The sequence below is a fragment of the Herbiconiux sp. 11R-BC genome, from assembly GCF_049472555.1.
Taxonomy (GTDB): domain Bacteria; phylum Actinomycetota; class Actinomycetes; order Actinomycetales; family Microbacteriaceae; genus Herbiconiux.
In genome coordinates this window covers 90,526-116,024 of sequence record NZ_JBCEBO010000004.1, presented here as the reverse complement: position 1 = coordinate 116,024, position 25,499 = coordinate 90,526, and the positions used below count along the sequence as shown (strand labels likewise).

Below are 25,499 nucleotides of genomic sequence, written 5' to 3'. Positions count from 1 at the left end.
TCCCAGCCGGCATCCATCGCCCTAGGAAGGTATGAACACCATGAGGAAGACGACACTCGCTGTCACCGCCCTCGGCGTCACGGCAGCGCTCGCGCTCGCCGGATGCGCCGGCGGCAGCTCGTCCGGCGGCAACACCGATGCGGCCGCCACCGGCGACATCCGCGTCTGGCTGAACGGCACCGACACCCCGCAGGCTGCGCGCGACTACTTGAAGACGACCTTCGAGAGTGAGCACCCGGGCTCGACGCTCACCATCGAGGAGCAGGCCTGGACCGGGCTCGTGGACAAGCTCACCACGAACCTCTCCGGCTCCGACAGCCCCGACGTGGTGGAGGTCGGCAACACGCAGGCCGCCGCCTTCACCTCGGCCGGCGCGTTCCTGGACCTGACCGACCAGTACGACGCCCTCGGCGGCAGCGACCTGCTCCCGGGCTTCGTGGAGGCCGGCTCCTACGACGGCAAGTTCTTCGCCGCCCCGTACTACTCGGGCGCGCGCCTGGTGTTCTACAAGAAGGACCTGCTCGCGAAAGCGGGTCTGACCGTCCCCACCACGCTCGACCAGTACATCTCGAACGGCGTCGCGCTCGCCGCGGCCGACCCCGGCGTCTCGGGCATCTACTTCCCCGGCCAGGACTGGTACAACGCCCTTCCCTACATCTGGGAGAACGGCGGCGAGATCGCCACGCAGTCCGGTGGCACCTGGACCTCGAGCTTCTCGAGCCCCGAGTCGATCGCCGGCCTCAAGCAGGTGCAGGAGGTCATGACCAAGGCTTCCGTGGCTCCGAAGGACGGCAACGAGACCGACCCGCAGGTGCCGTTCTGCGAGGGCGTGATCGCGAACCTCTCGGCCCCGAGCTGGGTGAAGGGCTCGATCCTCGCCCCGGCCGACGCGAAGGCGCCCGGATGCCCCGACCAGGAGGCCAACCTCGGCGTGTACGCCCTGCCCGGCAAGTCCGGTGGTGCGGCGCACGTGTTCGCCGGCGGATCGAACATCGCCGTCTCGGCGAAGTCGGCGCATCCCGAGCTCGCGAAGGACGCGCTGGCGATCATGCTGAGCGACGACTACCAGACGATCCTCGGCAAGGCCGGCCTCGTGCCCGCCAAGGTGTCGCTCGCGTCGACCATCGGAACGGATGACGTCGCCAAGGCCACCGCCGAGGCCGCCGCCAACGCGAAGCTCACCCCGGCCTCGCCCAAGTGGGCGGACGTGGAGGCCTCCGGCGCCCTGCAGGACTTCTTCGTGGCCATCGGCCAGGGCGGAGACGTGACGGCGCTGGCGCAGGCTCTCGACCAGAAGATCGACGGCATCCTGAACTCCTAGGAGCCCCGGGAAGAGAAATGACGGTGGCCGTGCGCGAACACGGCCACCGTCAGCCCAGATGCCCATCGCCCTAGGAGGTGAGAGGCACACCGCAATCGTAATGGGAGTACCGTCACATGAGTTCGTCAGTGATGCTCGTCCGGGAGCATGAATCCGGAGGCGTGCAGGAGCTTCCGCTCAGGCCGGGGCCGAAGAAGAAGCGCGGCCCGTCGCGCGCCAAGGCGGGGCGGTTCACCCCGGGTGTGCTGCTGCTGCCGGCCCTCGTCATCCTCGCCGTGGTGATCGGATGGCCGCTCGTCCAGCTCTTCGTCATGTCGTTCCAGGAGTTCGGCCGGGCCCAGGTGTTCGGCGCCCCCGCTCCCTTCGTGGGCTTCGACAACTACACGAAGGTTCTCAGCGACCCGCAGTTCTGGGCGGTGCTGCTGCGGAGCGTGCTCTTCTGCCTCGCCAACGTCGTCACCGCGATGGTGCTCGGCACGCTCGTGGCGCTGCTGATGAACCGCGTGAACCGCTTCTTCAAGGTGCTCGTCTCGGTGGGCCTCCTGCTGGCCTGGGCGATGCCCGCCCTGACCGCCACCATCGTCTGGGGCTGGATGTTCGACACCCAGTACGGCGTGGTGAACTACCTCCTCGAGGCGGTCACCGGGCAGGACTTCACGAACCACTCCTGGCTGATCGACCCGTTCTCGTTCTTCGTGGTGGCCACGATCATCGTGACTTGGGGCGCCGTGCCCTTCGTGGCCTTCACGATCTTCGCCGGGCTCACCCAGGTGCCCGAGGAGGTGCTCGAGGCCGCCCAGCTCGACGGGGCCGGGGCCTGGAAGCGCTTCCGCCTCATCGTCTTCCCCTACCTCCGCTCGATCTTCGTGGTGGTGATCATCCTCCAGGTGATCTGGGATCTGCGGGTGTTCACGCAGATCTTCGCCCTGCAGGGCATCGGGGGCATCAAGGAGGAGACCTCCACCCTCGGCGTGTACATCTATCAGACCTCGCTCGGCAAGGGCGACTACGGAACCGGCGGCGCGATCGCGGTGATCATGGTGATCCTGATGGTGAGCATCTCGCTCTTCTACGTGCGCCGGAGCCTGAAGCAGGAGGAGTCATGAGCGCCGTCGTCAGCGCCCGCCGGCCCGCGCGCCGGCCGAGCGCCCGCAAGCGCACCACCGGCATCCTGCTCGGAGCCGCCTCGGTGGTCGTGTTCCTGTTCTCGGTGTTCCCGGTCTACTGGATGGTCAACACCTCGCTGCAGCCGAACAACGAGATCCGCGGCAGCGTGCCGAACTTCGTGCCGCAGAACCTCACCACCTCGAACTACGCGACGGTGCTCTTCGAGCCCTCCCGCGCGCCCTTCCTGCCTGCGCTCGGCAACTCGCTCATGGTGACGGTCTCCACCGTGGTGATCGCCCTCGTCTTCGCGTTCCTCGCCTCGCTCGCCGTGACGCGCTACCGCTTCAAGAGCCGCAAGACGTTCATCTTCGTCATCTTGATCATCCAGATGATCCCGGCCGAGGCCATGATCGTGTCGACCTACCGGGTGCTCGACGGCTGGGGACTGCTCAACACCATCGCCGGCCTCACCCTCGTCTACGTGGCCACGGTGCTGCCCTTCACCATCTGGACCCTCCGCGGTTTCGTGAACGGCGTTCCGGTGGAGCTCGAGGAGGCCGCCATGATCGACGGATGCTCGCGGTCGGGTGCGTTCTGGCGTATCACCTTCCCGCTGCTCGCCCCCGGCCTCGTGGCGACGGGCGTGTTCGGCTTCATCCAGGCCTGGAACGAGTTCCTTCTCGCCCTCGTGGTGAACTCCCGGCCCGAGATGATGACCCTGCCGGTGTGGCTGCGCACCTTCCAGCAGACCACCGGCACCACCGACTGGGCCGCCATCATGGCCGGCTCCACGCTCATGGCCATCCCCGTGATCGTGTTCTTCCTGCTCGTGCAGGGCCGCATGACCTCGGGTCTGGTCGGCGGGGCGGTGAAGGGATGAGCGCCGCCACCTCGGTGCGCCGCACCGTGCTCGGCACGCTCCTGCCCGGGTTCATGGGCACCACCCTGCCCGGCTGGGTGGAGCGGATGCTGCGCGAGGGCCTCGGCGGCGTGTGCCTGTTCGGCGAGAACATCGTGTCGGCGTCGCAGCTGCGCTCGCTCACCTCCGCGATCCTCGCCGCGAACCCCCGTGCGCTCATCGCGATCGACGAGGAGGGCGGCGACGTCACCCGCCTCCACTACGACCGGGGAGCGCCCTACCCCGGGAACGCCGTGCTCGGCCGGCTCGACGACCTCGCCGCGACCGGCGCCGTCGCCGCTCGGGTCGGGGCGGAGCTGCGGGCCGCGGGAGTGAACCTCGACTTCGCACCCGACGTCGACATCAACTCCAACCCGCTCAACCCGGTCATCGGCATCCGGAGCTTCGGCACCGAGCCCGCTGCCGTGGCGCGCCACAGCGCCGCCTGGGTGCGGGGACTGCAGTCGCAGGGCGTGGCCGCGAGCATCAAGCACTTTCCCGGCCACGGCGACACGGCACAGGACTCGCACCTCTCGCTGCCCACGGTCGACGTGCCGCTCGAGGTGCTGCGCTCGCGCGAGCTGCTGCCCTTCGCGGCCGCGGTGGACGCCGGGGCGCTCACGGTGATGACCAGTCACATCCTGCTGCCGCAGCTCGACGCGGAGCATCCCGCGACCTTCTCCTCGGTCATCCTGCAAGGACTGCTCCGCGGCGAGCTCGGCTTCGACGGGGTGATCGTGAGCGACGCCCTCGACATGGTGGGCGCGAGCGGGACCATCGGCATCCCGGCGGCGGCCGTGAGCGCGCTCGCCGCGGGCTGCGACCTGCTCTGCATCGGAACGAAGAACACCGAGGAGCAGCTCGAGCAGATCGTGGCCAGGGTCGAGGCGGCGCTCGCCGCCGGCGAACTGGAGCCGGCGCGGCTCGCGGATGCGCAGGAGAGACTCGCTCGCCTCGTCGCGCGGCTTGCAGCGGCGGGCCCGGCGGCGGGGTCCGCGCCGTCGGCGACCACGCCGTCAGCGAGCACGCCATCACCGAGCCTGGAGTCGGCAGAGGGCCCCGACCAGCGCCGCGTCGCTGACTCCTTCGCCGTCGACCCCGAAGCGGATGCCCTGCTCCGCGGGCCCGGCTGGCAGTTCGTGCGCGTCGACACCGCGGCCAACATCGCCGTGGGTGTCGTGCCGTGGGGGCCCTTCCGGGCTCTCCATGATGCGGGCGTGCACCTCGTCGGCCAGGAGGTCACCGAGGCCGACTGGCGAGAGCGGATCGAGGACATTCCCGAATCGGCATACGTGCTCGTCATCGGCAAGGACAATCAGCGGCGACCCGAGGTCGTGGCGCTCGTCGACGAGCTGCGGCGCCGGCATCCGGCGGTCGTCACGGTCGACATGGGCTGGCCGGGCGACGACAGCGGCTACGCCCAGGTGGCGACGTACGGCGCCTCCGCGCTCGTGGGCTCGGCTCTCGCCGGGTTCCTCGCCGACCGGGGGGTGCGCTCATGAGGCTGGGGCTCGACATCGGCGGAACCAAGACCGACGTTGTGGCGGTGGGCGCCGACGGCGCCATCGTGGAACGTGTGCGTCTCGCGACGGGCTTCGGCGCCGAGGCGGTGGTCGCCACCGCGCTCGACGGCATCGCCCGCGTGGCCGGGGCGACGGGCCTGCGGCCGCTCGACTTCCACTCGATCGGCGTGGGGATCCCCGGGCAGGTCGACATCGCCACCGGGAGCGTCTCGCACGCCGTGAACCTCGGCTTCGACGAGCTCGACCTCGGCCGGCGGCTCGCGGATGCGCTGGGCCGGGCCGTGAAGGTCGAGAACGACGTGAAGGCGGCCGCCCTCGGCGCCTACCACCTGATGACGGCGGAGAGCGGGCTCACCGCGCGCTCGATGGCCTATCTCAACCTCGGCACCGGCCTCGCCGCCGGTCTCGTGATCGACGGGGCGCTCTGGCGCGGGGCGCGGGGCACGGCCGGCGAGATCGGGCACATCCCGGTCGACCCGCAGGGTGTGCTCTGCCCGTGCGGGCAGCGGGGCTGTCTCGAGACCGTGGCGTCGGGCTCCGCCATCGCTCGGCAGTGGGCGACCGACGACCCCATTCCGGCGCGCTCGCTGCTGGCCGCGGCCGAGGCCGGCGACCGTGCGGCCCAGGCCATCCGCTCCCTCCTCGTCGACAACGTGGCTGCCGCCGTGCGGGTTCTCGTGCTGACGGTCGACGTCGAGATCGTGATGATCGGCGGCGGTCTCAGCAACCTCGGAGACTGGCTGCTCGACGAGGTGCGGCGGGTTCTGGCATCCTGGGCGGTGGAGTCGCCGTTCCTGGCCTCGCTCGGGCTCGAGAGCCGGGTGCTGCTGGTGCCGGCCGGGTTCCCGGCGGCCGCCGTCGGAGCCGCCCTGGTCGGGGCCCCGCGCCCCGGCGAACAAGCGGCCCCAAGTGCCGTCGACGATGAGGAACAGAGGGTGTCCACGTGGCAGAAGTGATCGTCGTCGGCTCGCGCAAGGCCGCGGGCGCTCTCGTGGCCGAGGCCATCGAACGGCTGGTGGCGGTGCAGCCGGATGCCGTGCTCGGCCTCGCGACGGGCGACACCCCGGTGCCGGTCTACCGCGCTCTCGCCGAGCGGGTGCGGGCCGGGGTCGACCTCTCCGCGGTGCGCGGATTCGCCCTCGACGAGTACGTGGGCATTCCCGTCGGTCACCCGCAGAGCTATCACTCGGTGATCGACGCCGAGGTCGTGGTGCCGCTCGGCCTGAACCCGGCGGCGGTGCACGTGCCCGACGGCCGCTCCCTCGGCATCGAGACCGCGGGGGAGCGCTACGAGGCCGCCATCCTCGCTGCCGGAGGCATCGACCTGCAGATCCTCGGCATCGGCACCGACGGGCACATCGGCTTCAACGAGCCGGGTTCGTCGTTCGCCTCGCTCACGCGCGTGAAGACCCTCACCCGGCAGACGCGAGAGGACAATGCGCGCTTCTTCGAGTCGGTCGACGAGGTGCCGATGCACTCCATCACGCAGGGTCTCGGCACCATCCTGCGGGCGAAGCGGCTCGTGCTGCTCGCGTTCGGGGCGGCCAAGGCGCATGCCGTGGCCGCCGCCGTGGAGGGCCCGCTCAGCGCGAGCGTGCCGGCCTCGGCCATCCAGCTGCATCCGCGCGCCACCGTGGTGGTCGACGAGGAGGCGGCGAGCATGCTCGGCGAGCTCGAGTACTACCGGGACGCGTTCGAGAACAAGCCCACCTGGGACCCGGTCATCCTCTGACGGAATGAGCTATTCTCGTCTTCAATGACGAGGAGGGCTCAGGTTCGACGATCTGCGATTAGAGGCACTGACCGAGGCGGTCGACCGCAAGGCGGTGCGAGCGTTCCGGCTGCGCACGGAAGACGTGCACGCTCGCCGGCTGTGGCCGCGCATCGCGGCTTTCCTCGGTAGCTGCCTGCTGGTCGTGTTCCTCGCCGTCTACGTGACCGACGGCGATCTCGATCTGGTGCCATGGTTCATCGTCGGGGTCGGCGTGCTCTGGGTGGCGGGCTGGTTCGCGCTGTGGCGCACGGCCGGCAGGCGCCGTCGCGAGCGGGTGCGCCTCGAGCGGTTCGCGCAGCGCAACAGCTTCACCGTGGAGTTCGACGTCACGGATGACGCGCTCGAGGCTTCGCGGCCCGAGCTGCTGTTCCGCACGCATCCGAAGGCCGTGACCGGCATCCGGATGCGCGGCCGGTGTCGCGACGGTGCCGACGTCGAGATCGGGGTGCGTTCGGGCCCGGAACCGTCGCCCGCCGGCGACGACAAGACCGTGACCGTGCTCTACTTCGTGGTGCAGCGTCCCACTCTGCTCCGGGCCGCGCATCCGGTGGTCGCGGTCGTCGACGCGATCGAGGCCCTTCCCGAGGCGACGGCCGGCACTCCGCCGCTCGTCACCACCTATCGGGTGCAGGAGCTCGGCGATCACCGGGTCGCCTATCTGACGGAGGTCCTCGACCTCACCGACCCGGTGAGCTGGAAGCGGCTCGGCGCCGTCGGAGATCGGCTGGCGTCCGCCGCATCCTGAGTTCCCTGGTCGCGCCGTCGTGCGCGGCCGGCTCAGAAGGCGAGGGCCGCGGGCGCCAGGTGGGCGGTCGAGTCGCCCACGAGCGACTCGTCACGCGGGTCGAGGCGCAGCACCTCGGTGCCCTCGGCCAGCCCGTCCAGTGGAATCCAGAAGATGCTCGGGCTCCGCGTGGAGCCGAAGTAGTAGACGCGGTTCGAGAGGTCGGCGCCGGAGTGCCACCAGGTGGGGTACACCTCGCCGTCGGAGTAGGGGGCGCCGTAGGGCACCGACACGTTCTCGATCAGCTGGAAGACCCCGGCCACCGCCTGCTCGGCGTTCTCGGGCTCCGGCAGGTAGTGCAAGAAGTAGCTGGCGCGCACGAAGCGGTCGATGCTCGAGATGTCGCCGGGAGGCGGCAGCTCCCCGCCGAACGGGCGGTAGTTCGCGAGGTTCGCGAGCTGCTTGTCGAGCGATGGCGAGTTCGCCATCACGGTGTACTCCGGCCCGTGATGCACGACGAGCCGGCCACCGATCGGCTCGATGATCGCCGAGTCGCCGGAGGCGTCCTCGAGGGCGATGTGGATGCCCATCTGCTGCCCGCGCAGGGGCTGGGAATGGATGCGCACGGCATCGATCGCCGCCACCGCCTCCGCGACCGTGGCGAAGCCGTCGAGCAGGTACTGCACCCACACGGCGAGCGAGATCGCGGGGCGCTCGTCGGCCGGCGGGAACTCGACCTCGTCGACGTCGAGGTAGAGCGCGTGCGCGCCGAGCCCCTTCTCGTTGAGGCCGTCGACCGTGCCGAGGCCCCACATGCTCACCGAGACGCTCGAGTAGCTCGAGGTCCATGCGAGCGAGGCCTCACCGGCGTTGCCGGAGCGTGCGGTGCCGCGCGGAACGAACCACAGCTCGGGCTCGTCGCTCACCGACCAGTCCATGCAGCGGCTGACGGTCTTGGCCACGGAATTGTCGTTCCAGAAGATGCGGGTGCACATGTTCTGACCCTACTCAGCTACCGGAAGATGATCGTGCGTGCGCCGTCGAGCAGCACGCGGTCCTCGGCGAACCACTTGACGGCTTGCGTGAGCGTGCGGCTCTCCTCGTCCTGCCCGATCGCCACGAGCTGCGCGGGCGTGCGCGAGTGGTCGACCCGAACCACGTTCTGCTCGATGATCGGCCCCTCGTCGAGGTCGCTCGTCACGAAGTGGGCCGTGGCGCCGATGAGCTTCACGCCGCGCGCGTGCGCCTGCTTGTAGGGGTTCGCCCCCTTGAAGCCGGGCAGGAAGGAGTGGTGGATGTTGATGAGCCGGCCGGCGAGGCGCTCGCAGAGCTCGGGGGAGATGATCTGCATGTAGCGCGCGAGCACCACGAGCTCGATGTCGTGCTCCTCGACCGCCTCGATGACGCGCTGCTCGAAGGCGGCCTTCGACGCGGCATCCGTCACCGGCAGCGACTCGAAGGGCACGTCGTAGAAGCCGGCGAGCTCGCGCAGCGAACCGTGGTTCGAGAGCACGAGTGGAACCTCGACCGGCAGCTGACCGGCGCGCCGGCGGAACAGCAGGTCGTTGAGGCAGTGCGCTGCGGTGGACACGAGCACGAGGGTGCGGAGCGGCCGCCCCACCTCGTCGATGCGCCACGTCATGCCGAAGTGCTCGACCACCGGGGCCAGGGATGCCTCGAAGGAGGCGCGGCTCGCGTCGGACTCCACTTGCAGTCGCATGAAGAAGCGGCCCGTGTCGGCCGAGGAGAACTGCTGCGACTCCGTGATGTTGCCACCGGATTCGACCACCGCACCGCTCACCGCGTGCACGATGCCCGGCAGGTCGGGGCAGACGAAGGTCAGAACCCAATGATTGTGCGGCAGTGCCATACCGATTCTCCTCTTGCCCACAGGTGCCCCTCAGCTACAATAGTCAGTGGTCGAGCGGTCATCGTTCGGCCACGGGCATGTACGAAGTCGTCACCGTCTCGCGGGGCCGCTCCGGCCGACGCGAGCAGACACGGTGCTTCAGGTCGTCAGGACAGGCACTCGAGCCTCCTCTGTCCGCCGAATTTCGAGTTGTTTTCGAATGGTGCGCACTCCGTGACCACACTTTTGCCGAAGACGGGAGCGCTTCCCGTCGTGAAACCCTTCCCCTGGGGCGGACTGATCGTCCTCTCCCTCGCCGTGTTCCTCTCGGTGACCGCCGAGATGATCCCCACCGGTCTCCTGCCGGAGATGAGTGCCGGCCTCGGCGTCTCCGAATCGCAGACCGGCCTCCTGATCAGCTTCTTCGCCTTCGCCGTGGTGCTCACGAGCGTTCCGCTCACCTTCCTGTTCCGCCGCGTGCCCAGGCACTTGCTGCTGATGTTCGTGCTGATCGTCATCGCCCTCGGCAGCGTGGTGGGCGGCCTCGCCCCGAACTTCGAGGTGCTCGCGGCCGCGCGCATCGTGAGCGGCATGGCGCACGGCGTCTTCTGGGGCGTCGTGGGCGCCTACTCGGCGCACCTCGTGCCCAAGGAGCAGATCGGCCGCGCCGTCGCGATCACCACCGGCGGCGGCACGCTCGCCTTCGTGCTGGGCGTTCCGCTCGCCACCACCGTGGGGCACGCGCTCGGCTGGCGGGCTCCGTTCCTCGGCATCGGGGCACTCGCGCTGCTCGGCTCCGTGATGATCTGGATGCTGCTGCCGCGCGTCGATCACCGCAAGCACCTCGAGGTGTCCACCGACACGGCCGCCCTCCGGCGCGAGCGCCGCCGTGGAAAGCTCGACCCCACCATTCCGGTGGTGGCGCTGATCTGCGTGCTCGTGGCCGTGGTGATGATCGGCAACTACTCCTTCTACACCTACATCGCGCCGTTCCTGATCGGCTCGATGGGAGTGCCGGAAGGCCAAGTGGGCCTGCTGCTGCTCGTCTACGGCCTCGCCGGCGCGATCGGCGTCTTCGCCGCCGGGGCGCTCTTCGGGCGGCGCCCCGCGACGGGCCTGATGATCTCGCTCGCCGCGACCGGCGCATCCGTGCTGCTGCTCGCCGTGTTCGCGGCGAACCCGGTGATCGCGATCGGCGCGTTCTTCGTCTGGGGCATCGCCTTCGGCGTCATCCCGACGCTCCTGCCGACGCGGCTGATGCATGCGGCATCGCCGGGCATCCGCGATTCGGCCAGCGCCTTCTACTCCACCGCGTTCAACGCCGGCATCGGCATCGGGGCGCTCGTGGGCGGGTTCTTCCTGGATGCATTGGGCCTGGACTCGCTGCCGTGGATCTACCTGGGGGCCCTCGTGCTCGGCATCGCCCTGCTCGCGGCCACGCCGGCGCTCACGCGTCGCGCGCAGGGCGGCTGAACTCCCACCCCGCACCCGGTACTCCTGCGCTAAGCTGACGGCGTCGCAACTGGCGTTCAGATGGTCACCATCGGGAAGCGACGGACAGGGATTCGGCCGCGCGCCTGGGTCGATACGGATCCCGACACACGTAGTCCGTCACGCCGAAAAGGAGCCCGTCATGTCCGACATCTTCAACGCGCCGCTCAGCGAGGTCGATCCCGAGATCGCCGAGGTGCTGAAGCTCGAGCTGGGCCGCCAGCGGGGCACCCTCGAGATGATCGCCTCCGAGAACTTCGTGCCCCGTGCGGTGCTCGAATCGCAGGGCTCGGTGCTCACCAACAAGTACGCCGAGGGCTACCCCGGCCGCCGCTACTACGGCGGCTGCGAGTTCGTCGACATCGCGGAGGAGCTGGCGATCGCCCGCGCCAAGTCGCTGTTCGGGGCGGAGTACGCCAACGTGCAGCCCCATTCCGGCGCCACCGCCAACGCGGCCGTGCTGAGCGCCATCGCCACGCCCGGCGACACCATCCTCGGCCTCGAGCTCTCGCACGGCGGGCACCTCACGCACGGCATGAAGCTCAACTTCTCGGGCAAGCTCTACAACGCCGTCTCCTACGGCGTCGACCCCGAGACCTTCCTCGTCGACATGAACGTGGTGCGCGACAAGGCCCTCGAGCACAAGCCGCAGGTCATCATCGCCGGCTGGTCGGCCTACCCGCGCCACCTCGACTTCGCCGCCTTCCGTGCCATCGCCGACGAGGTGGGCGCGAAGCTCTGGGTCGACATGGCGCACTTCGCCGGTCTCGTGGCCGCGGGCCTGCATCCCTCGCCCGTGCCCTTCGCCGACGTGGTCTCCTCCACCGTGCACAAGACCATCGGCGGCCCGCGCTCCGGCTTCATCGTGAGCCGCGACATGGAGCTCGCCAAGAAGCTCAACTCGAACGTGTTCCCCGGTCAGCAGGGCGGGCCGCTGATGCACGTCATCGCCGCCAAGGCCACCGCGTTCAAGCTCGCGGCCGAGCCCGAGTTCCGCGATCGCCAGGAGCGCACCCTGAGCGGCGCGCGCATCCTCGCCGACCGCCTCACCGCCGCCGACTCGCGCGCGGCCGGCGTCGATGTGCTCACCGGCGGAACCGACGTGCACCTCGTGCTCGCCGACCTGCGCACCAGCGAGCTCGACGGCAAGCAGGCCGAGGACATCCTGCACGAAGTGGGCATCACGGTGAACCGCAACTCGGTTCCCTTCGACCCGCGCCCCCCGATGGTGACCTCCGGGCTCCGCATCGGCACGCCGGCCCTCGCCACCCGTGGCTTCGGCGACGTCGAGTTCACCGAGGTGGCCGAGATCATCGCCGCCGCGCTGCAGCCGGCGCCCGACGTGGCCGCGCTTCGTGCCCGCGTGGTGGCCCTCACCGACGCCTTCCCGCTCTACCCGGGCCTCGAGCAGTGGTAGCCGTGCGGCTCGACGGCGTGGCCACGGCCGCCGCCATCAAGGCGGAGGTGGCCGAGCGCGTCGCCGCCCTGCGCGCGCAGGGCGTGGTGCCCGGCCTCGGCACGCTGCTCGTGGGAAGCGACCCTGGTTCGGTCTCGTACGTGGCCGGCAAGCACCGCGACTGCGCCGAGGTGGGCATCGAGTCGGTGCGCGTCGACCTGCCCGCCGACGCCACCGAGCAGGATGTGCGCGACGCCATCGAGGGCCTCAACGCCAACGAGGCCGTCACGGGCTACATCGTGCAGCTGCCGTTGCCCGCCGGCATCGACGAGAACGCGATGCTCGAGCTCATCGACCCGGCGAAGGACAGCGACGGCCTGCACCCGACCAACCTCGGTCGCCTCGTGCTGGGCGTCGAGGGCGAGCTGCACTCGCCCCTGCCGTGCACGCCCGCGGGCATCGTCGAGATGCTCACCCGCTACGGCATCACCCTCGCGGGCAAGCACGTGGTCGTGGTCGGCCGCGGCCTCACCGTGGGCCGCCCGCTCGGGCTGCTCCTCACCCGCAAGGGCGTCGACGCCACCGTCACGCTCACGCACTCGCGCACGGTCGACCTCGCCGCCGAGGTGCGGCGGGCGGATGTCGTGGTCGCCGCCGTGGGCGTGCCCGGCCTCATCAAAGCCGACTGGGTGAAGCCCGGGGCCGCCGTGCTCGACGTGGGCATCACCCGCGTGGTGAACGAGGAGACCGGCAAGGCGCGGCTGATCGGCGACGTCGACCCGGCCGTGGCCGAGGTCGCGGGCTTCCTCTCGCCGGTTCCCGGCGGAGTCGGCCCGATGACGCGAGCCATGCTGCTTGCGAACGTGGTCGACGAGGCCGAGCGCCGCGCTCGCTAGGCTGAAGGGGTGCGCGCACCCACGGGAGAACAGTATCCGCTGAGCCTGACGGCCGAGGGGCGTGCGGTCTCGGCCGTCGTCACCCAGGTGGCCGCCGGCATCCGCTCGCTCGAGGTCGACGGCGTCGCCCTCGTCGAGGGGTTTCCGGAGTCCGCGACCCCGCCCGGAGCCGCCGGCATCGTGCTCGTGCCCTGGCCCAACCGGGTGGCGGGAGGCGCCTGGATGCTCGACGGCGCCCGTCAGCAGCTCGACGTCACCGAGCCGAAGACGGGCAACGCCATCCACGGCCTGCTGCGCAACACCGGCTACCGCCTGCTCGAACGGGAGGGCCACCGGGTGAAGCAGGGGGCGACGGTCTTCCCGCAGCACGGCTACCCCTTCCTGCTCGAGACGACGGTGGAGCACTCCCTCACGCCCGAGGGGATGACGGTGACGCACACGCTGCGCAACGACTCCGCCGCGTCCGCCCCGGTGGCCGTGGGCGCGCATCCGTATCTCGCGCTCGGCGGCGTTCCCACCGAGGATCTCGTGCTCACGATCGACGCCGCGACGCGCTTTCTCACCGACCAGAAGCAGATCCCCGTGTCGGAGGAGGCTGTCGCCGGCACAGACTTCGACCTCACCCAGGGCCGCCGCGTGGGCGGACTCGACATCGACCACGGCTACGGGGGAGTGCGGGTGCAGGCCACGGATGGCCGCAGCGTGCAGTCGCTCGAGGCCCCCGACGGCCGTCGCGTCGAGCTGTGGGCCGACGACGACTTCCGCTTCGTGCAGGTGTTCACGCCCCGGAACTTCGCCGCGCCCGAGGGGGCGCGTCAGGCGGTGGCGATCGAGCCGATGACGGCCCCGGCGAACGCGTTCAACTCGGGGGAGGGGCTGCGCTGGCTGGAGCCGGGCGAGACCTGGACGCTGGCGTGGGGCATCCGCTTCGTGGCCGCCGCCGGCTGAGCAGAGAACGACGCGGTCGAGTGCTCAGCGGCTCTCTCGGGCGTGCTCGAAGGCCGCGAGCTCCTCACGCAAGGCCATCACCTGTTCGGTGAGCGCGGAGATCTGCGAGCGGGTGATCTGCTGCTCCTTCGCCTCGGCGCTCTGTGCTCGCTCGACGAACCAGGAGGCGAGGCTCGCGGTGACCACGCCGAGCAGGGCGATGCCCGAGATCATGAGCCCGAGCGCGATCAGCCGGCCGGTGTGCGTGACGGGGGTGTAGTCGCCGTAGCCGACCGTGGTGATGGTCACGAAGGCCCACCAGAGCGCGTCCCAGAAGTTGTGGATGTTGGCCGTGGGCACGTTCTGCTCGGCGTCGAGCACGGCGAGCCCGCCGACCAGGATGACGATGGAGGCCGAGCACGCCACATAGAGCATCACCCGCCCGCGGAGCGCCGTGCCGGCCGTACGCTGCAGCACCGAGACCAGGGCCACCAGCCGCAGCAGTCGCAGCGGCCGCAGGAACGGCAGCACCACCACGAGCAGCTCGGGGATGTGCCGGTAGAACCACCGCCAGCGCGGCCGGGCGAGGGAGAGGTTCATGACGTAGTCGATCACGAACAGGCCCCAGACGATCCACATCACCGTCTCGAGCACGTCGTAGAGCATGCCCTCGTGCACGTCGGCGATGACCGACCAGGCATAGGCGATCAAGAAGACCACGGCTGCGATCGAGAGCGGCCATTCGCTCATCCGCTTCCACGCGTCCTGCGTCATGGAGCGAGTATGGCAGGCCGGTGTTTCGGCGGTGCTACGGGCTCGTGACAGGCGGGATCACGCGGATGCCGGCCACCGAGGCACCCGGCCCGCAGCGCTCTGGGCGCCCGCTCAGCGCAGCAGCACGCGCGCCGCCACGACGATCGCGATCAGCGCCACCTGGGTCAGGATGCCCACGACCGAGAGCACGAGGCCGGCGATCGACGAGGGCCGGCCCATCCCCATCCGCTTCGCCTTGGCGAGCCCGGCCGCGCCGAACACGATGCCCGCGACGCTCGGGAGGAACAGCACGTTGAGCCCGATCGACACGATGCCGAAGACGAGCGAGGCCGTGGCGTAGCCGTTGCGGCTGTCGGCCGGGTCGCTGATCCGCGGGGCGAAGTCGTCGGTGAAGCGGTAGCCGTCCCACCAGCGCAGCACGTCGCTGGCCTCCGGATCGGGGTACCACCCGGGCGGGATCCGGCCCGACGGTGGGAGGAGGCTCATGCGGTCGAACCTACCCCGCACAGCTGGGGGACGGATGCGGATGCGCCGCGCGTTCGCACCGCATCCGTCGCCCCGGGGCCGGCCGGCTCACTCGTCGACGAGGGCGCCCGCGAACTGCGAGTTGTAGAGCGTGTAGTAGGCGCCACCCGCGGCCAGCAGCTCGGAGTGGGTGCCCTGCTCCACGATGCTTCCCGACTCCATCACGAGGATGAGGTCGGCGTCGCGGATGGTGGACAGCCGGTGCGCGATGACGAAGCTCGTGCGGTCGGCGCGGAGGGCCGACATGGCCTTCTGCACGAGTTGCTCGGTGCGGGTGTCGACCGAGCTGGTGGCCTCGTCGAGGATGAGCACGCTCGGTTTCGCCAGGAAGGCGCGGGCGATGGTGAGAAGCTGCTTCTCCCCGGCGGAGACGTTCGAGGCCTCGTCGTCGAGCACGGTGTCGTAGCCCTCGGGGAGCGAGTGCACGAAGCGGTCGACGTAGGTGGCGCGGGCGGCCTCGAGGATCTCCTCCTCGCTCGCCTCCGGCCGGCCGTAGGCGATGTTGTCGCGGATGGTGCCGCCGAACAGCCAGGTGTCCTGCAGCACCATGCCGGTGCGGGAGCGCAGGTCGCGGCGCGTCATCTGGGCGATGTCGACTCCGTCGAGGGTGATCCGGCCCCCGTCCAGCTCGTAGAAGCGCATGATGAGGTTCACGAGCGTGGTCTTGCCGGCGCCCGTGGGCCCCACGATGGCCACCGTCTGCCCCGGCTCGGCCGTCAGCGAGAGGTGCTGGATGAGCGGCTTCTCGGGCGAGTAGCTGAACGAGACGTCGTCGAACACCAGGCGGCCGCGGGTGCCGGCCGGGGTCTGGGCGGGCGAGGCATCCGGAGTCTGCTCCTCGGCATCGAGCAGCTCGAACACGCGCTCGGCGGAGGCCACACCCGACTGCAGCAGGTTCACCATCGAGCCGAGCTGGGTGAGCGGCTGCGTGAACTGGCGCGAGTACTGGATGAAGGCCTGCACCGAGCCGATGCTGAGCGCTCCGGATGCGACCTGCAGGCCGCCGACGACGGCGATCACCACGTAGATGAGGTTCCCCACGAACATCATCGACGGCATGATGATGCCCGACACGAATTGGGCGCCGAAGCTGGCCTTGTAGAGCTCTTCGTTCTTGGCGGTGAAGGTCTGCTCGACCTCGCGCTGACGGCCGAACACCTTCACGAGGGCGTGGCCGGTGAAGTTCTCCTCGATCTGGCCGTTGAGGGCGCCGGTGTGCGCCCACTGCGCCACGAAGAGCTTCTGCGAGCGTTTCGCGATCACCGCGGTGATGCCGATGGTGAGCGGGATGGTCACGAGCGAGATCACGGCGAGCAGGGGGGAGGTGATGAACATCATCACGATCACGCCGACGACGGTGAGGATGCTCGTGAGCATCTGGCTCAGGGTCTGCTGCAGGCTCTGCGCCACGTTGTCCATGTCGTTGGTGACGCGGCTCAGCAGCTCGCCGCGCTGCATCCGGTCGAAGTAGCCGAGCGGGAGGCTGTTGATCTTGGTCTCGACCTCTTCGCGCAGGCGGAAGACGGTCTTCTGCACCACGGTGTTGAGCACGCGGCCCTGCAGCCACGAGAACACGGAGGCGACCACGTAGAGAACGAGCACCGTGCCCAGGATGACCGCGAGGGCGTCGAAGTCGATGCCCTGACCCGGGGTGAGCGCGATGCCGGACAGCAGGTCGGCCTGCGAGCCCTGGCCGCTCGCCCGCAGGTTGTCGAGGATCTGCTGCTTCGAGACGCCGGAGGGGAGGGTCTTGGAGATGGCGCCCGCGAAGATGAGGTTGGTGGCCTTGCCCAGGAGCCACGGGCCGAGGACCGTGAAGAAGACGCTCACCACGCCGAGCGCGATGACGATCAGCACACCGGCCCGATGCGGGCGCAGGCGGCCGATCAGACGCTTCGCGGAGGGGCCGAAATCGAGCGACTTCTGCACAGGCATCCCGGCGCCGCCGAAGGGCCCGCCGCCGGGGCGGCCGCCGCCCGGGCGCATCCCCCCGGGGCCGCCGGGTGCCGCCGGCGCGGCCGGTCGTGCCGGGGCTGGTCTCGTGGCGCTCATGCCGCCTCCTCCGCGGTGAGCTGCGAGGAGACGATCTCGGCGTAGGTCGCCGAGGTCTCCAGCAGCTCGTCGTGCGTGCCCTTGCCGACGATCTCGCCGTCTTCGAGCACGATGATCTGGTCGGCGTCGATGATGGTCGACACCCGCTGGGCGACGATGACCATGGTGGCGCCCGCCATGTCGGCCCGCAGCGCTCGCCGCAGCCGCGCATCCGTCGCCAGGTCGAGAGCCGAGAACGAGTCGTCGAACACGTAGATCTCGGGACGCTTCACCAGGGCTCTCGCGATGGCGAGCCGTTGTCGTTGCCCGCCGGAGACCGTAGTGCCGCCCTGGGCGATCGGAGCCTCGAGGCCCCCTTCCATCGCTCGCACGAAGTCGGCGGCCTGGGCGGTCTCGAGGGCCTGCCAGAGCTCGTCGTCGGTGGCGTCGGGCTTGCCGTAGCGGAGGTTCGACGCGACCGTGCCGGAGAAGAGGTAGGGCTTCTGCGGCACCAGCCCGATGCGGCTCCAGAGCAGGTCGGGGTCGAGTTCGCGCACGTCGACGCCGTCGATGAGCACGGCGCCGCCGGTGACGTCGAAGAGGCGGGGGAGCAGGTTCACGAAGGTGGTCTTGCCCGAACCGGTGCTGCCGATCACCGCGAGGGTTTCGCCGGCGGCGACCGTGACGTCGAGGCTCCGCAGCACCGGCTGCTCGGCCCCGGGGTAGGAGAAGGTGGCGTCGCGGAGCTCGACGGTGCCGTGGCGGCGCAGTTCCCGCACGGGGTTCTCCGGCATCACCACCGAGGAGTCGGTCTCGAGCACCTCGGTGATGCGGTCGGCGCAGACCGAGGCGCGGGGGATCATCATGGCCATGAAGGTGGCCATCATCACCGCCATCAGGATCTGCATGAGGTAGCTGAGGAAGGCGATGAGCGTGCCGACCTGCATCGAGCCGTCGTCGATGCGGAAGGCTCCGAACCAGATCACGGCGACGCTCGAGACGTTGAGCACGAGCATCACGACCGGGAACATCAGGGCCATCAGGCGGCCGGCGCGGAGGGCCGAGTCGGTGACGTCGCGGTTAGCCCGGTCGAAGCGGGCGGTCTCCACGTCTTCGCGCACGAAGGCGCGCACCACCCGGATGCCCGTGAGCTGCTCGCGCAGAACGCGGTTGATGGTGTCGATGCGGGCCTGCATCCGGCGGAACTGGGGGACCATGCGCACGATGATGGCGCCCAGCGAGATGAGCAGCACGGGAACGCTGACCGCGATGATCCAGGAGAGCTGCAGGTCTTGCTGCAGGGCCAGGATGACGCCGCCCACCGCCAGGATCGGCGCCGAGACGAGCATGGTGAAGGTCATCAGCGCGAGCATCTGCACCTGCTGCACGTCGTTCGTGGAGCGGGTGATGAGGGAGGGGGCGCCGAACTGGGAGACCTCGCGCTCGCTGAAGCCGCTGACGCGGGAGAACACGGCGGCCCGCAGGTCGCGGCCGAGGGCCATCGCCACGCGGGCGCCGAAGTAGACCGCGGTGATGGCGGCGGCGACCTGCACGACCGTGATGCCGAGCATCCAGGCGCCCGTGGAGAGGATGTAGGCCGTGTCGCCTCTGGCCACGCCGTTGTCGATGATGTCGGCGTTGAGGGTGGGGAGGTAGAGCGAGGCGATGGCCTGGATGAGCTGGAACACGACGACAGCCACGATGGGCTTCCAATGCGGCTTGAGGTAGGTGCCGAGCAGGCGGAGGAGGGTCATGCGGGTACTCCGTTCGTGCCGGTGATGCCGTGCACCACGAGCTGGGCGAGTTCGTCGTTCGTGAAGGGGGTGGCGGCCTCGCTCACGGGAGGGATCGACGAGGCGAAGGAGAGCAGGCGGAGGAGGTGGGTGATGCGCTCGGCCGGCCAGGCGAGCCGGGCGGCATCCGGGGCGAAGATGCGCTCGATGATGTCGGAGTTCTCGAGGTGCGGACGCCTGACCGGCTGCATCTGCGGCTCGCGGCCGACGGCGGCCATCACGCGCAGGGCGCCGGTGAAGCGGGTGCGGAGAACCGCGATGATCTGGGCGACCTTCGCGTCGAGCGGGTCGTCGGGGTCGATGGCGCGCAGGCCGTTGCGCACCGTCTCGGGGTCGAAGAACTTCTCGGCGGCGGCCCGGATGAGCGACTCCTTGTCGCCGAAGGCCCGGAACACGGTGCCCTCGGCGATGCCGGCGGCCTCGGCGATCTGCTTCGACGTGACGTCGGAGCCGTGCGCGACGAGCAGGGGGACGACCGCGTCGAGGATCATCTCGCGGCGGTCCTCGAGGGGGAGCGCGGGGGCTCTGCCGGGGGCGTCCTGCTGGGTCGTCACGGCGTCGATGGTAGCTGAGTGAGCGCTCACTCGCAAGCATCCGAGCATCCGTTCCCCGCGATCGCGGCAGCGGGTGAGAGGATCGGAGGACGGAGGTCAGAAAATGGCATACGCCCTCGCATCGTCACCCGTCACGTCGCACGCCGAGCTCGAACAGCTGCTCGGAGCGCCGCTCGAGCGTGCGAAGAACAAGACCCGCGACCGCCTCGACGACATCGATCGGGAGTGGCTGTCGGCGTCGACGTTGTGCTTCATCGCGACGGCGGATGCCGACGGCCGGTGCGACGTGTCGCCGAAAGGGGATCCCGCGGGATTCGTGCGAGTGCTCGACGACCGCACGGTGGCGATACCGGAACGCCCAGGCAACCGGCGGGCCGACGGCTTCCACAACGTCATCGACAACCCGCACGTGGGACTCATCGCGCTCATCCCCGGGCGAGGCGACACCCTGCGCCTCAACGGCTCGGCGCGGATCGTCTCGGACGAGCCGTTCTTCGACGACATGGTCGTGGAAGGCCACCGGCCGGTACTGGCGCTCGTCGTCGACGTGGAGGAGGTGTTCTACCACTGCTCGAAGGCGTTCCTGCGGTCGGACGCCTGGGCCCCCGAGTCGTGGGATGCCGCTTCGGCTCCGTCGCGCGCGCGGATCGCGAAGGCTCTCGAGCGACCGGAGGACAGCCTCGAGGTGCTCGAGGATTACTACGGGCCGTCGTATCGAGCGTCGATCTACCGCTGAGTCGCAGCGGTCTCCCGCGTCGTCGCCGCACCGGCCTCGCTAAGCTCGGAACGTGAGCGCAGACGAGCAGGGGCAGGCGGTCGCGGCGAAGCGGCGGGGGCGGATCCGCACGCGCTGGCTCGTGGTCGGCATCGTCGTGGTCGTGCTCGCCGCGTACCTCGGCGTGATCTCGCTCTATGCCGCGAGCGGACGTCCTTTGACCTCGGGCGATCCGGTTGGCGTGCAGTCAGAAGATGTGGTGGTCGCTCTCACTGCGAAGGCCGTAAGTGGCACCGCGGAGCACATCACTATGGATGTCAAGATCTCGCCGCCCGAGAGCATGCTCGACCCGCGCGACGGTATCACTATGACCCAGGATCTCTCGGTGCTCATCACCCCGGTCGATGGTGAGCAAGCGATCACACTGAAATCGGGCTCCATCCCGTCGACGTCGACGATCAACATCCTTGCGGCCGGTTCGATCGAGAACTGGCCCTTCGATCGCTATGAGGCCGGCTACCCGGGCGACGCCGTGGCGAGCGGGGTGGTGATCCTCGCGTACAAGACGGTGGACGGGGCGAAGATAGACCTCCCCACTCGGGTCGTGATGAACGGCAATGTGCCAGGTTGGAATTTCGACGTCGGCACCGTCGTCCGCCCCGACCTGGGATCGGTGGGGTCGCAGAATGCGGAGGAACCGATCACGGCCGTGACCCTCACTGCCTACCGGTCGGGGAGCACGCTCGCGTTCGGATTCCTGCTGCTCGGGCTGCTCGTGGTGATGCCGACGCTCGTGCTCATCGTCGCCATCCTCGCGTTCACGGGCAAGCGCAAGGTCGAGGCCACGCTCATGAGCTGGATGGGCGCGATGCTCTTCGCCACCATCCCGCTGCGCACCTTCCTGCCCGGTTCGCCGCCGATCGGATCCTGGATCGACTTCCTGATCGTGCTGTGGGTGATCGTCGCGCTCGTCGCCGGCCTCGGCATCTACGTGGCCGCCTGGGTGCGCTGGAACGGCCCCGCGACGAAGCCCCCGCGCCCGCCCGCCTCCGAGTCCTAGCCCCGGCGATCGTCGTCTGCCGCGGGAGTCAGCACGCGGATCCCCGCCGACCTCGCCGCGTGAGCCAGCTCGGCGTCGTACGTGATGAGCTCGTCGGCCCCGATGCGCAAGGCGGTGGCGAGATGCACCGCGTCGTTCGACCGCAATGGTGCGTGCGTGCCGGCCGCAAGCATGTCACCGCGAGTGACATCGACGAGGGTGATCGCGTCGATCACCTGGGTGATCGAATCCCCCGAGATGATCGCAGGGTTCCGGCCGGCTGCGCAGTGCAGCTCGGTGTGCAGGAGCCAGGATGCCGCGAGGCGACGGCCAGACTCGAGCAGCTCGATCACGAGGGCTTGCGACTCGGCTTCCTCCACCAGCAACTTCATCGCCGCCGAGGTGTCGAGGTAGGTGAGTGTCACCAGCGGCCGCGGCTGTCTCGGAGAATCTCTTCGGTGCTCACGGGCGACGTCGCGCGAGTGATCGTCGCGAGCGCCGAGGCGTCTGTGCGGGCTGCGCGCGCCTCGCCCCGGGCGACGAGGCCATCAAGGAGATCGCCATCGGCCGGAGCGATCAGAGCAGCGATACGGCCGTTGTTGCTCACGAGCAGGGATTCGCCGGCTTCCACCCGCCGCAGGATCTCGCCGCTGCGGTTTCGCATCTCGCGATGGGTCACGGTTTCCATGCGGGCACTGTAGCACGCCGTAGCGCGGCACTTCGAGCTCATGCTGACGTGAACGTGGTGGGCCCGGAGGGGCTCGAACCCTCGACCCGCGGATTAAAAGTCCGATGCTCTGCCAACTGAGCTACAGGCCCGATGCCCCCAATCTATCGCACCCCCGGGGAACGGATGCGCCCCGTCGCGCGTTGACCCAGAAGCGCCCCGCGAACCAGACCACGACCGGGCGGGGCAGGATGGACGGCATGAGCAACGAATTCCGCAAGCCGGTGTTCTTCGACGGATCGGCCTTCGAGGCCTTCCAGGGCGGTGAAGACCCGGCGAAGATCAACCGGGTGGCCCACGAGACCGCGGGCGCCCTGCTGAGCCGGGTGCGCGACGACCCGCAGCCGGAGGTGATCGACCGTCTGCTCACCTTCACCGACGAGCACGGCATCGACGCGGTCGCCGAACTCTGGTCGCGCGCGAGCGCCCACAGCCTGCCCGGGAGTCTGTGGCGCATCTACCTGCTGCGCGTGCTCATCCGGCAGGACCCGGAGCAGGCCAGCTACTTCTTCGAACGCGGCACCGAGGTCATCCGCAGCATCGACCCGGTGGTGGCCGGCGCCGAGTCGCCGACCGGGCCGAAGGAGATCATCGAGCTCGCCGACCAGATCCTCCGCGGACTGTTCACAGGAGACTTTGCGATCGCCCTCGAGCGGGCGGCCGCCTTCTGTCGCATCATGGCGCAGGGATGCGCCGCGATCGCCGATGACGCCGAGATCGGCGCTCCGGAGACGGCCAGCACCCTGACCACGCGAGCCCTGCGGTTCGAGGCCATCGGCGCCGAACTGAGCCAGTCGGCGTCGCTCTGGCGCAACGACACCCTCGACTGACCGGGTAAACTGTTCGAGCCGGGTCGCGGTAACCCCGGGCTCCAAAATTCGCCGCTACGAGCGGCCTTCCGCCGAGAGGCGTTTCCGCGACCCGGCTCCTCCCGCCCGAACGGCGATCCGGATGCGCACCCCGCCCAATCCGGATGCGCCGCCGTTCCGAACAACTTTCGTGAAGGTCGACCGGAAGTCCCCGAGAAGCTCGAAGAGCTCATCAGCGAGCGAGCAGTGCCATGCTTAGCCTCGTGACATCAGACCGCGGGCCGACCGACACGGAGAGCGCCGAATCCACGGCAGCAGCTCTCGAGAGCCTGCTCGAGCTGGTCGCCGCCGGCGACCAGCAGGCCTTCGGCGAACTGTACGACCGCACCGCCCCGCGAGTCCTCGGACTCGTGAAGCGCGTGCTCGTCGACCACGCGCAATCCGAAGAGGTCACGCAGGAGATCTTCCTGGAGATCTGGCGCACCGCCCCGAAGTTCGAGGCGATGCGGGGCAGCGCGATGTCGTGGATCCTCACGATGACGCACCGCCGGGCCGTCGACCGGGTGCGTTCCTCGCAGTCGGGCCACGACCGCGACGAGCGCATCGGCATCCGGGACATCGAACCGGCCTACGATCACGTGGCCGAGTCCGTCGAGATCCGCATCGAGCACGAGAGGGTGAAGAGAGCCATGGCGCAGTTGACCGACTTCCAGCGCGAAGCGATCTCCCTCGCGTACTACGGCGGCTACAGCCACACAGAGATCGCCGGTATCCTGGCGATCCCCGTCGGCACCGTGAAGACACGGCTTCGTGACGGGATGATCAGACTTCGAGACGCATTGGGGGTGGCATCGTGACCGACCGCACACACGGCGACGACGTCGATCCCCGCCTGCTGAGCGGCGCCTACGCGCTCGACGCGACCTCGGCCGAGGAGGCCGAACGCTTCGAGCGGGCCGCCTCCGCTTCCGACTCGCTGCGCGACGAGGCGGAGGAACTGCGCGAAACCGCGTCACGCCTCGGCCTGGCAGCCCAGCCGGTGACCCCGTCCGAGCGCATGAGGGCCGAGCTGATGGCGAAGCTGGCCACCACTCCGCAGCTCGCGCGCACCTCCACGGCGGATGCGCCGACGGATGCGCCCACGCCGGCTCCGGATGCCCGCAGCGCGCCGGCCGCGCAGCCCACCGTCGCGCCGGCGGTCCTCGCCCCCGACGCCCCCGCCGGCGTGGATGCGCCCCTCGTCGCCGTCGGACCCGCCGAACGCCGTGCCACCCAGCGCTGGTACACCCGCCCCGCCGCCATCCTGGCCGCCGCGGCCGCCGCCGCAGCCCTCTTCGTCGGCGGTGGACTGGTCGGCAGCGCGCTCAACGGCAGCGGCTCGAGCGTGGCGACCGACGCCTCCGCGTCGGGCCTCGCGGCCATCGCCGCCGCCGGAGACACTCAGCGCTCCACCGTTCCGCTCGCCGGGGGTGGAACCGCCACCGTGGTCTGGTCGGCCGAGCTCGGCCGCTCGGCGGTGCTCGCCGACGGCCTGCCGACGCTGCCCGACGGCAAGGTCTACGAGGCCTGGTACATCGACTCCAGCGGCGCCACGCCCGCCGGAACCTTCACGGCGGCCGGCTCCGGCACCTCCTGGCACGTGCTCAACGGCACGATGGCGGCCGGGGATGCCGTGGGCGTCACGGTCGAGCCGGCCGGCGGATCACCGGCCCCCACCACCGATCCCATCCTCGTGGTGCAGGCGGCCTGACCCCCATAGCGACGAAGGCCGCGATGACGAGCCCGGCAATGACGAAGGCCCCTCCTGAATCCAGGAGGGGCCTTCGTCGTCGTGCGGGCTATCCGAAGCGGCCGGAGACGTAGTCCTCGGTGGCCTGGACCGTCGGGTTCGAGAAGATCGTGGTGGTGTCGTCGAACTCGATCAGCTTGCCGGGCTTGCCGGTGCCGGCGATGTTGAAGAACGCGGTCTTGTCCGACACCCGCGAGGCCTGCTGCATGTTGTGGGTCACGATCACGATCGTGTACTCCTGCTTGAGTTCCTCGATCAGGTCCTCGATCGCCAAAGTCGAGATCGGGTCGAGAGCCGAGCAGGGCTCGTCCATCAGCAGCACGTCGGGGGAGACGGCGATCGCGCGGGCGATGCAGAGTCGCTGCTGCTGGCCGCCCGAGAGGCCGGAGCCGGGGAGGTTGAGGCGATCCTTCACCTCTTCCCAGAGGTTGGCGCCCTTCAGCGACTTCTCCACGAGCGCGTCGCCGTCGCCCTTCGAGAGGCGCTTGTTGTTCAGGCGCACGCCGGCGAGCACGTTGTCGCGGATCGACATGGTGGGGAACGGGTTGGCCCGCTGGAACACCATGCCCACCTGGCGGCGCACGAGCACCGGGTCGACGCCGGGTGCGTAGAGGTCGTTGCCGTCGATCAGCACCTCACCCTTCACGTGGGCGCCGGGGATGACCTCGTGCATGCGGTTGAGCGTGCGCAGGAACGTCGACTTGCCGCAGCCGGAGGGGCCGATGAAGGCGGTCACGGTGCGAGGCTCGATGTTGATGTTCACGCCTTCGACGGCGAGGAAGTCGCTGTAGTAGACGTTGAGGTCGTTGACTTCGATGCGCTTGGACACGTCAGTTT

General features: G+C 69.7%; 26 protein-coding genes, 1 tRNA gene and 1 riboswitch. Of the genes, 16 read left to right on the top strand and 11 right to left on the bottom strand.

The features are described 5' to 3' along the window. Positions 1-40: 40 nt before the first annotated feature. The 7 genes from VD659_RS11345 to VD659_RS11315 all read left to right on the top strand — a co-directional run bounded on the left by VD659_RS11345 (position 41) and on the right by VD659_RS11315 (position 7,368). The gene (locus VD659_RS11345; RefSeq protein ID WP_423261201.1) at positions 41-1,321 is read left to right on the top strand and encodes an extracellular solute-binding protein; all 1,281 of its coding nucleotides are present in this window, start codon (positions 41-43) and stop codon (positions 1,319-1,321) included. A 116-nt stretch (positions 1,322-1,437) separates the two neighbouring features. Continuing rightward, entirely contained in the window at positions 1,438-2,427 is a 990-nt protein-coding gene (locus tag VD659_RS11340; protein ID WP_423261200.1) for a carbohydrate ABC transporter permease, read from the top strand. Further along, positions 2,424-3,308, top strand: coding sequence for a carbohydrate ABC transporter permease (locus tag VD659_RS11335; protein ID WP_423261199.1), 885 nt, complete (start codon positions 2,424-2,426; stop codon positions 3,306-3,308). The genes VD659_RS11340 and VD659_RS11335 overlap by 4 nt, the downstream gene beginning before the upstream one ends. Next, the gene (gene nagZ / locus VD659_RS11330; RefSeq protein ID WP_423261198.1) at positions 3,305-4,828 is read left to right on the top strand and encodes a beta-N-acetylhexosaminidase; all 1,524 of its coding nucleotides are present in this window, start codon (positions 3,305-3,307) and stop codon (positions 4,826-4,828) included. The genes VD659_RS11335 and nagZ overlap by 4 nt, the downstream gene beginning before the upstream one ends. Further along, the gene (locus VD659_RS11325; protein ID WP_423261197.1) at positions 4,825-5,805 is read left to right on the top strand and encodes an ROK family protein; all 981 of its coding nucleotides are present in this window, start codon (positions 4,825-4,827) and stop codon (positions 5,803-5,805) included. Before nagZ ends, VD659_RS11325 begins: the two co-directional genes overlap by 4 nt. Then, positions 5,793-6,581, top strand: a complete 789-nt coding sequence (locus VD659_RS11320; protein WP_423261195.1) for a glucosamine-6-phosphate deaminase — start codon at positions 5,793-5,795, stop codon at positions 6,579-6,581. Before VD659_RS11325 ends, VD659_RS11320 begins: the two co-directional genes overlap by 13 nt. 94 nt (positions 6,582-6,675) lie before the next feature. Next, on the top strand, positions 6,676-7,368 hold the full coding sequence (locus VD659_RS11315) for a hypothetical protein (RefSeq protein ID WP_423261194.1): 693 nt from the start codon (positions 6,676-6,678) through the stop codon (positions 7,366-7,368). A 32-nt stretch (positions 7,369-7,400) separates the two neighbouring features. Here VD659_RS11315 and VD659_RS11310 read toward each other — a convergent pair whose 3' ends face one another. Together VD659_RS11310 and purU are read right to left on the bottom strand one after the other, a co-directional pair. Continuing rightward, on the bottom strand, positions 7,401-8,342 hold the full coding sequence (locus tag VD659_RS11310; RefSeq protein WP_423261193.1) for a linear amide C-N hydrolase: 942 nt from the start codon (positions 8,340-8,342) through the stop codon (positions 7,401-7,403). A gap of 17 nt (positions 8,343-8,359) precedes the next feature. Beyond that, entirely contained in the window at positions 8,360-9,217 is an 858-nt protein-coding gene (gene purU, locus VD659_RS11305; protein WP_137837898.1) for a formyltetrahydrofolate deformylase, read from the bottom strand. A gap of 252 nt (positions 9,218-9,469) precedes the next feature. On the opposite strand from purU, the gene VD659_RS11300 reads away from it, so the two are divergent. The 4 genes from VD659_RS11300 (at position 9,470) to VD659_RS11285 (ending at position 13,927) form a co-directional block, all read left to right on the top strand. Then, positions 9,470-10,669, top strand: a complete 1,200-nt coding sequence (locus VD659_RS11300) for an MFS transporter (RefSeq protein ID WP_423261192.1) — start codon at positions 9,470-9,472, stop codon at positions 10,667-10,669. A gap of 35 nt (positions 10,670-10,704) precedes the next feature. Next, positions 10,705-10,786: riboswitch (ZMP/ZTP riboswitch) on the top strand. A 43-nt stretch (positions 10,787-10,829) separates the two neighbouring features. Next, positions 10,830-12,104, top strand: coding sequence for a serine hydroxymethyltransferase (gene glyA, locus VD659_RS11295; protein WP_423261191.1), 1,275 nt, complete (start codon positions 10,830-10,832; stop codon positions 12,102-12,104). Then, positions 12,098-12,979 carry a bifunctional methylenetetrahydrofolate dehydrogenase/methenyltetrahydrofolate cyclohydrolase gene (locus tag VD659_RS11290; RefSeq protein WP_137837895.1) on the top strand — a complete coding sequence of 294 codons (882 nt, stop codon included), beginning with the start codon at positions 12,098-12,100 and terminating at the stop codon, positions 12,977-12,979. Before glyA ends, VD659_RS11290 begins: the two co-directional genes overlap by 7 nt. Positions 12,980-12,988: 9 nt before the next feature. Continuing rightward, positions 12,989-13,927, top strand: a complete 939-nt coding sequence (locus VD659_RS11285) for an aldose 1-epimerase family protein (RefSeq protein ID WP_423261190.1) — start codon at positions 12,989-12,991, stop codon at positions 13,925-13,927. 24 nt (positions 13,928-13,951) lie between these two features. Here VD659_RS11285 and VD659_RS11280 read toward each other — a convergent pair whose 3' ends face one another. The 5 genes from VD659_RS11280 to VD659_RS11260 all read right to left on the bottom strand — a co-directional run bounded on the left by VD659_RS11280 (position 13,952) and on the right by VD659_RS11260 (position 19,583). Then, the gene (locus VD659_RS11280) at positions 13,952-14,680 is read right to left on the bottom strand and encodes an ion channel (RefSeq protein ID WP_423261189.1); all 729 of its coding nucleotides are present in this window, start codon (positions 14,678-14,680) and stop codon (positions 13,952-13,954) included. A gap of 111 nt (positions 14,681-14,791) precedes the next feature. Continuing rightward, positions 14,792-15,166 carry a DUF2510 domain-containing protein gene (locus VD659_RS11275; protein WP_423261188.1) on the bottom strand — a complete coding sequence of 125 codons (375 nt, stop codon included), beginning with the start codon at positions 15,164-15,166 and terminating at the stop codon, positions 14,792-14,794. A gap of 87 nt (positions 15,167-15,253) precedes the next feature. Beyond that, entirely contained in the window at positions 15,254-17,257 is a 2,004-nt protein-coding gene (locus VD659_RS11270) for an ABC transporter ATP-binding protein (RefSeq protein WP_423261187.1), read from the bottom strand. After that, complete coding sequence (locus VD659_RS11265; RefSeq protein WP_423261186.1) at positions 17,254-18,990, bottom strand: ABC transporter ATP-binding protein; 1,737 nt, start codon at positions 18,988-18,990, stop codon at positions 17,254-17,256. The genes VD659_RS11270 and VD659_RS11265 overlap by 4 nt, the downstream gene beginning before the upstream one ends. After that, positions 18,987-19,583, bottom strand: coding sequence for a TetR/AcrR family transcriptional regulator (locus VD659_RS11260; RefSeq protein ID WP_423261185.1), 597 nt, complete (start codon positions 19,581-19,583; stop codon positions 18,987-18,989). The genes VD659_RS11265 and VD659_RS11260 overlap by 4 nt, the downstream gene beginning before the upstream one ends. Before the next feature lie 103 nt (positions 19,584-19,686). Between VD659_RS11260 and VD659_RS11255 the strand changes: the two genes are divergently transcribed. Beyond that, positions 19,687-20,319 (top strand): pyridoxamine 5'-phosphate oxidase family protein, encoded by a 633-nt coding sequence (locus tag VD659_RS11255; RefSeq protein WP_423261184.1) that lies wholly within the window; start codon positions 19,687-19,689, stop codon positions 20,317-20,319. A gap of 52 nt (positions 20,320-20,371) precedes the next feature. After that, positions 20,372-21,358, top strand: a complete 987-nt coding sequence (locus tag VD659_RS11250) for a DUF4436 family protein (RefSeq protein ID WP_423261183.1) — start codon at positions 20,372-20,374, stop codon at positions 21,356-21,358. Here VD659_RS11250 and VD659_RS11245 read toward each other — a convergent pair. The 3 genes from VD659_RS11245 to VD659_RS11235 all read right to left on the bottom strand — a co-directional run bounded on the left by VD659_RS11245 (position 21,355) and on the right by VD659_RS11235 (position 22,156). Continuing rightward, a complete protein-coding gene (locus VD659_RS11245) occupies positions 21,355-21,762 on the bottom strand; it encodes a type II toxin-antitoxin system VapC family toxin (protein ID WP_423261182.1) in 408 nt (135 codons plus the stop codon). The two genes, VD659_RS11250 and VD659_RS11245, sit on opposite strands and share 4 nt — an antisense overlap. Next, entirely contained in the window at positions 21,759-22,025 is a 267-nt protein-coding gene (locus VD659_RS11240) for a type II toxin-antitoxin system Phd/YefM family antitoxin (protein ID WP_423261181.1), read from the bottom strand. Before VD659_RS11240 ends, VD659_RS11245 begins: the two co-directional genes overlap by 4 nt. Before the next feature lie 55 nt (positions 22,026-22,080). Continuing rightward, positions 22,081-22,156 (bottom strand) — tRNA-Lys (locus VD659_RS11235). 108 nt (positions 22,157-22,264) lie between these two features. Here VD659_RS11235 and VD659_RS11230 point away from each other — a divergent pair. The 3 genes from VD659_RS11230 (at position 22,265) to VD659_RS11220 (ending at position 24,623) form a co-directional block, all read left to right on the top strand. Next, the gene (locus tag VD659_RS11230) at positions 22,265-22,894 is read left to right on the top strand and encodes a DNA-directed RNA polymerase subunit beta (RefSeq protein ID WP_423261180.1); all 630 of its coding nucleotides are present in this window, start codon (positions 22,265-22,267) and stop codon (positions 22,892-22,894) included. A 230-nt stretch (positions 22,895-23,124) separates the two neighbouring features. Beyond that, the gene (locus tag VD659_RS11225; RefSeq protein WP_423261179.1) at positions 23,125-23,730 is read left to right on the top strand and encodes a sigma-70 family RNA polymerase sigma factor; all 606 of its coding nucleotides are present in this window, start codon (positions 23,125-23,127) and stop codon (positions 23,728-23,730) included. Beyond that, on the top strand, positions 23,727-24,623 hold the full coding sequence (locus tag VD659_RS11220) for an anti-sigma factor domain-containing protein (RefSeq protein ID WP_423261178.1): 897 nt from the start codon (positions 23,727-23,729) through the stop codon (positions 24,621-24,623). The genes VD659_RS11225 and VD659_RS11220 overlap by 4 nt, the downstream gene beginning before the upstream one ends. 88 nt (positions 24,624-24,711) lie before the next feature. On the opposite strand, the gene pstB is transcribed toward VD659_RS11220, so the two are convergent. Then, positions 24,712-25,491, bottom strand: a complete 780-nt coding sequence (gene pstB / locus VD659_RS11215) for a phosphate ABC transporter ATP-binding protein PstB (protein WP_137837883.1) — start codon at positions 25,489-25,491, stop codon at positions 24,712-24,714. Positions 25,492-25,499: the final 8 nt, after the last annotated feature.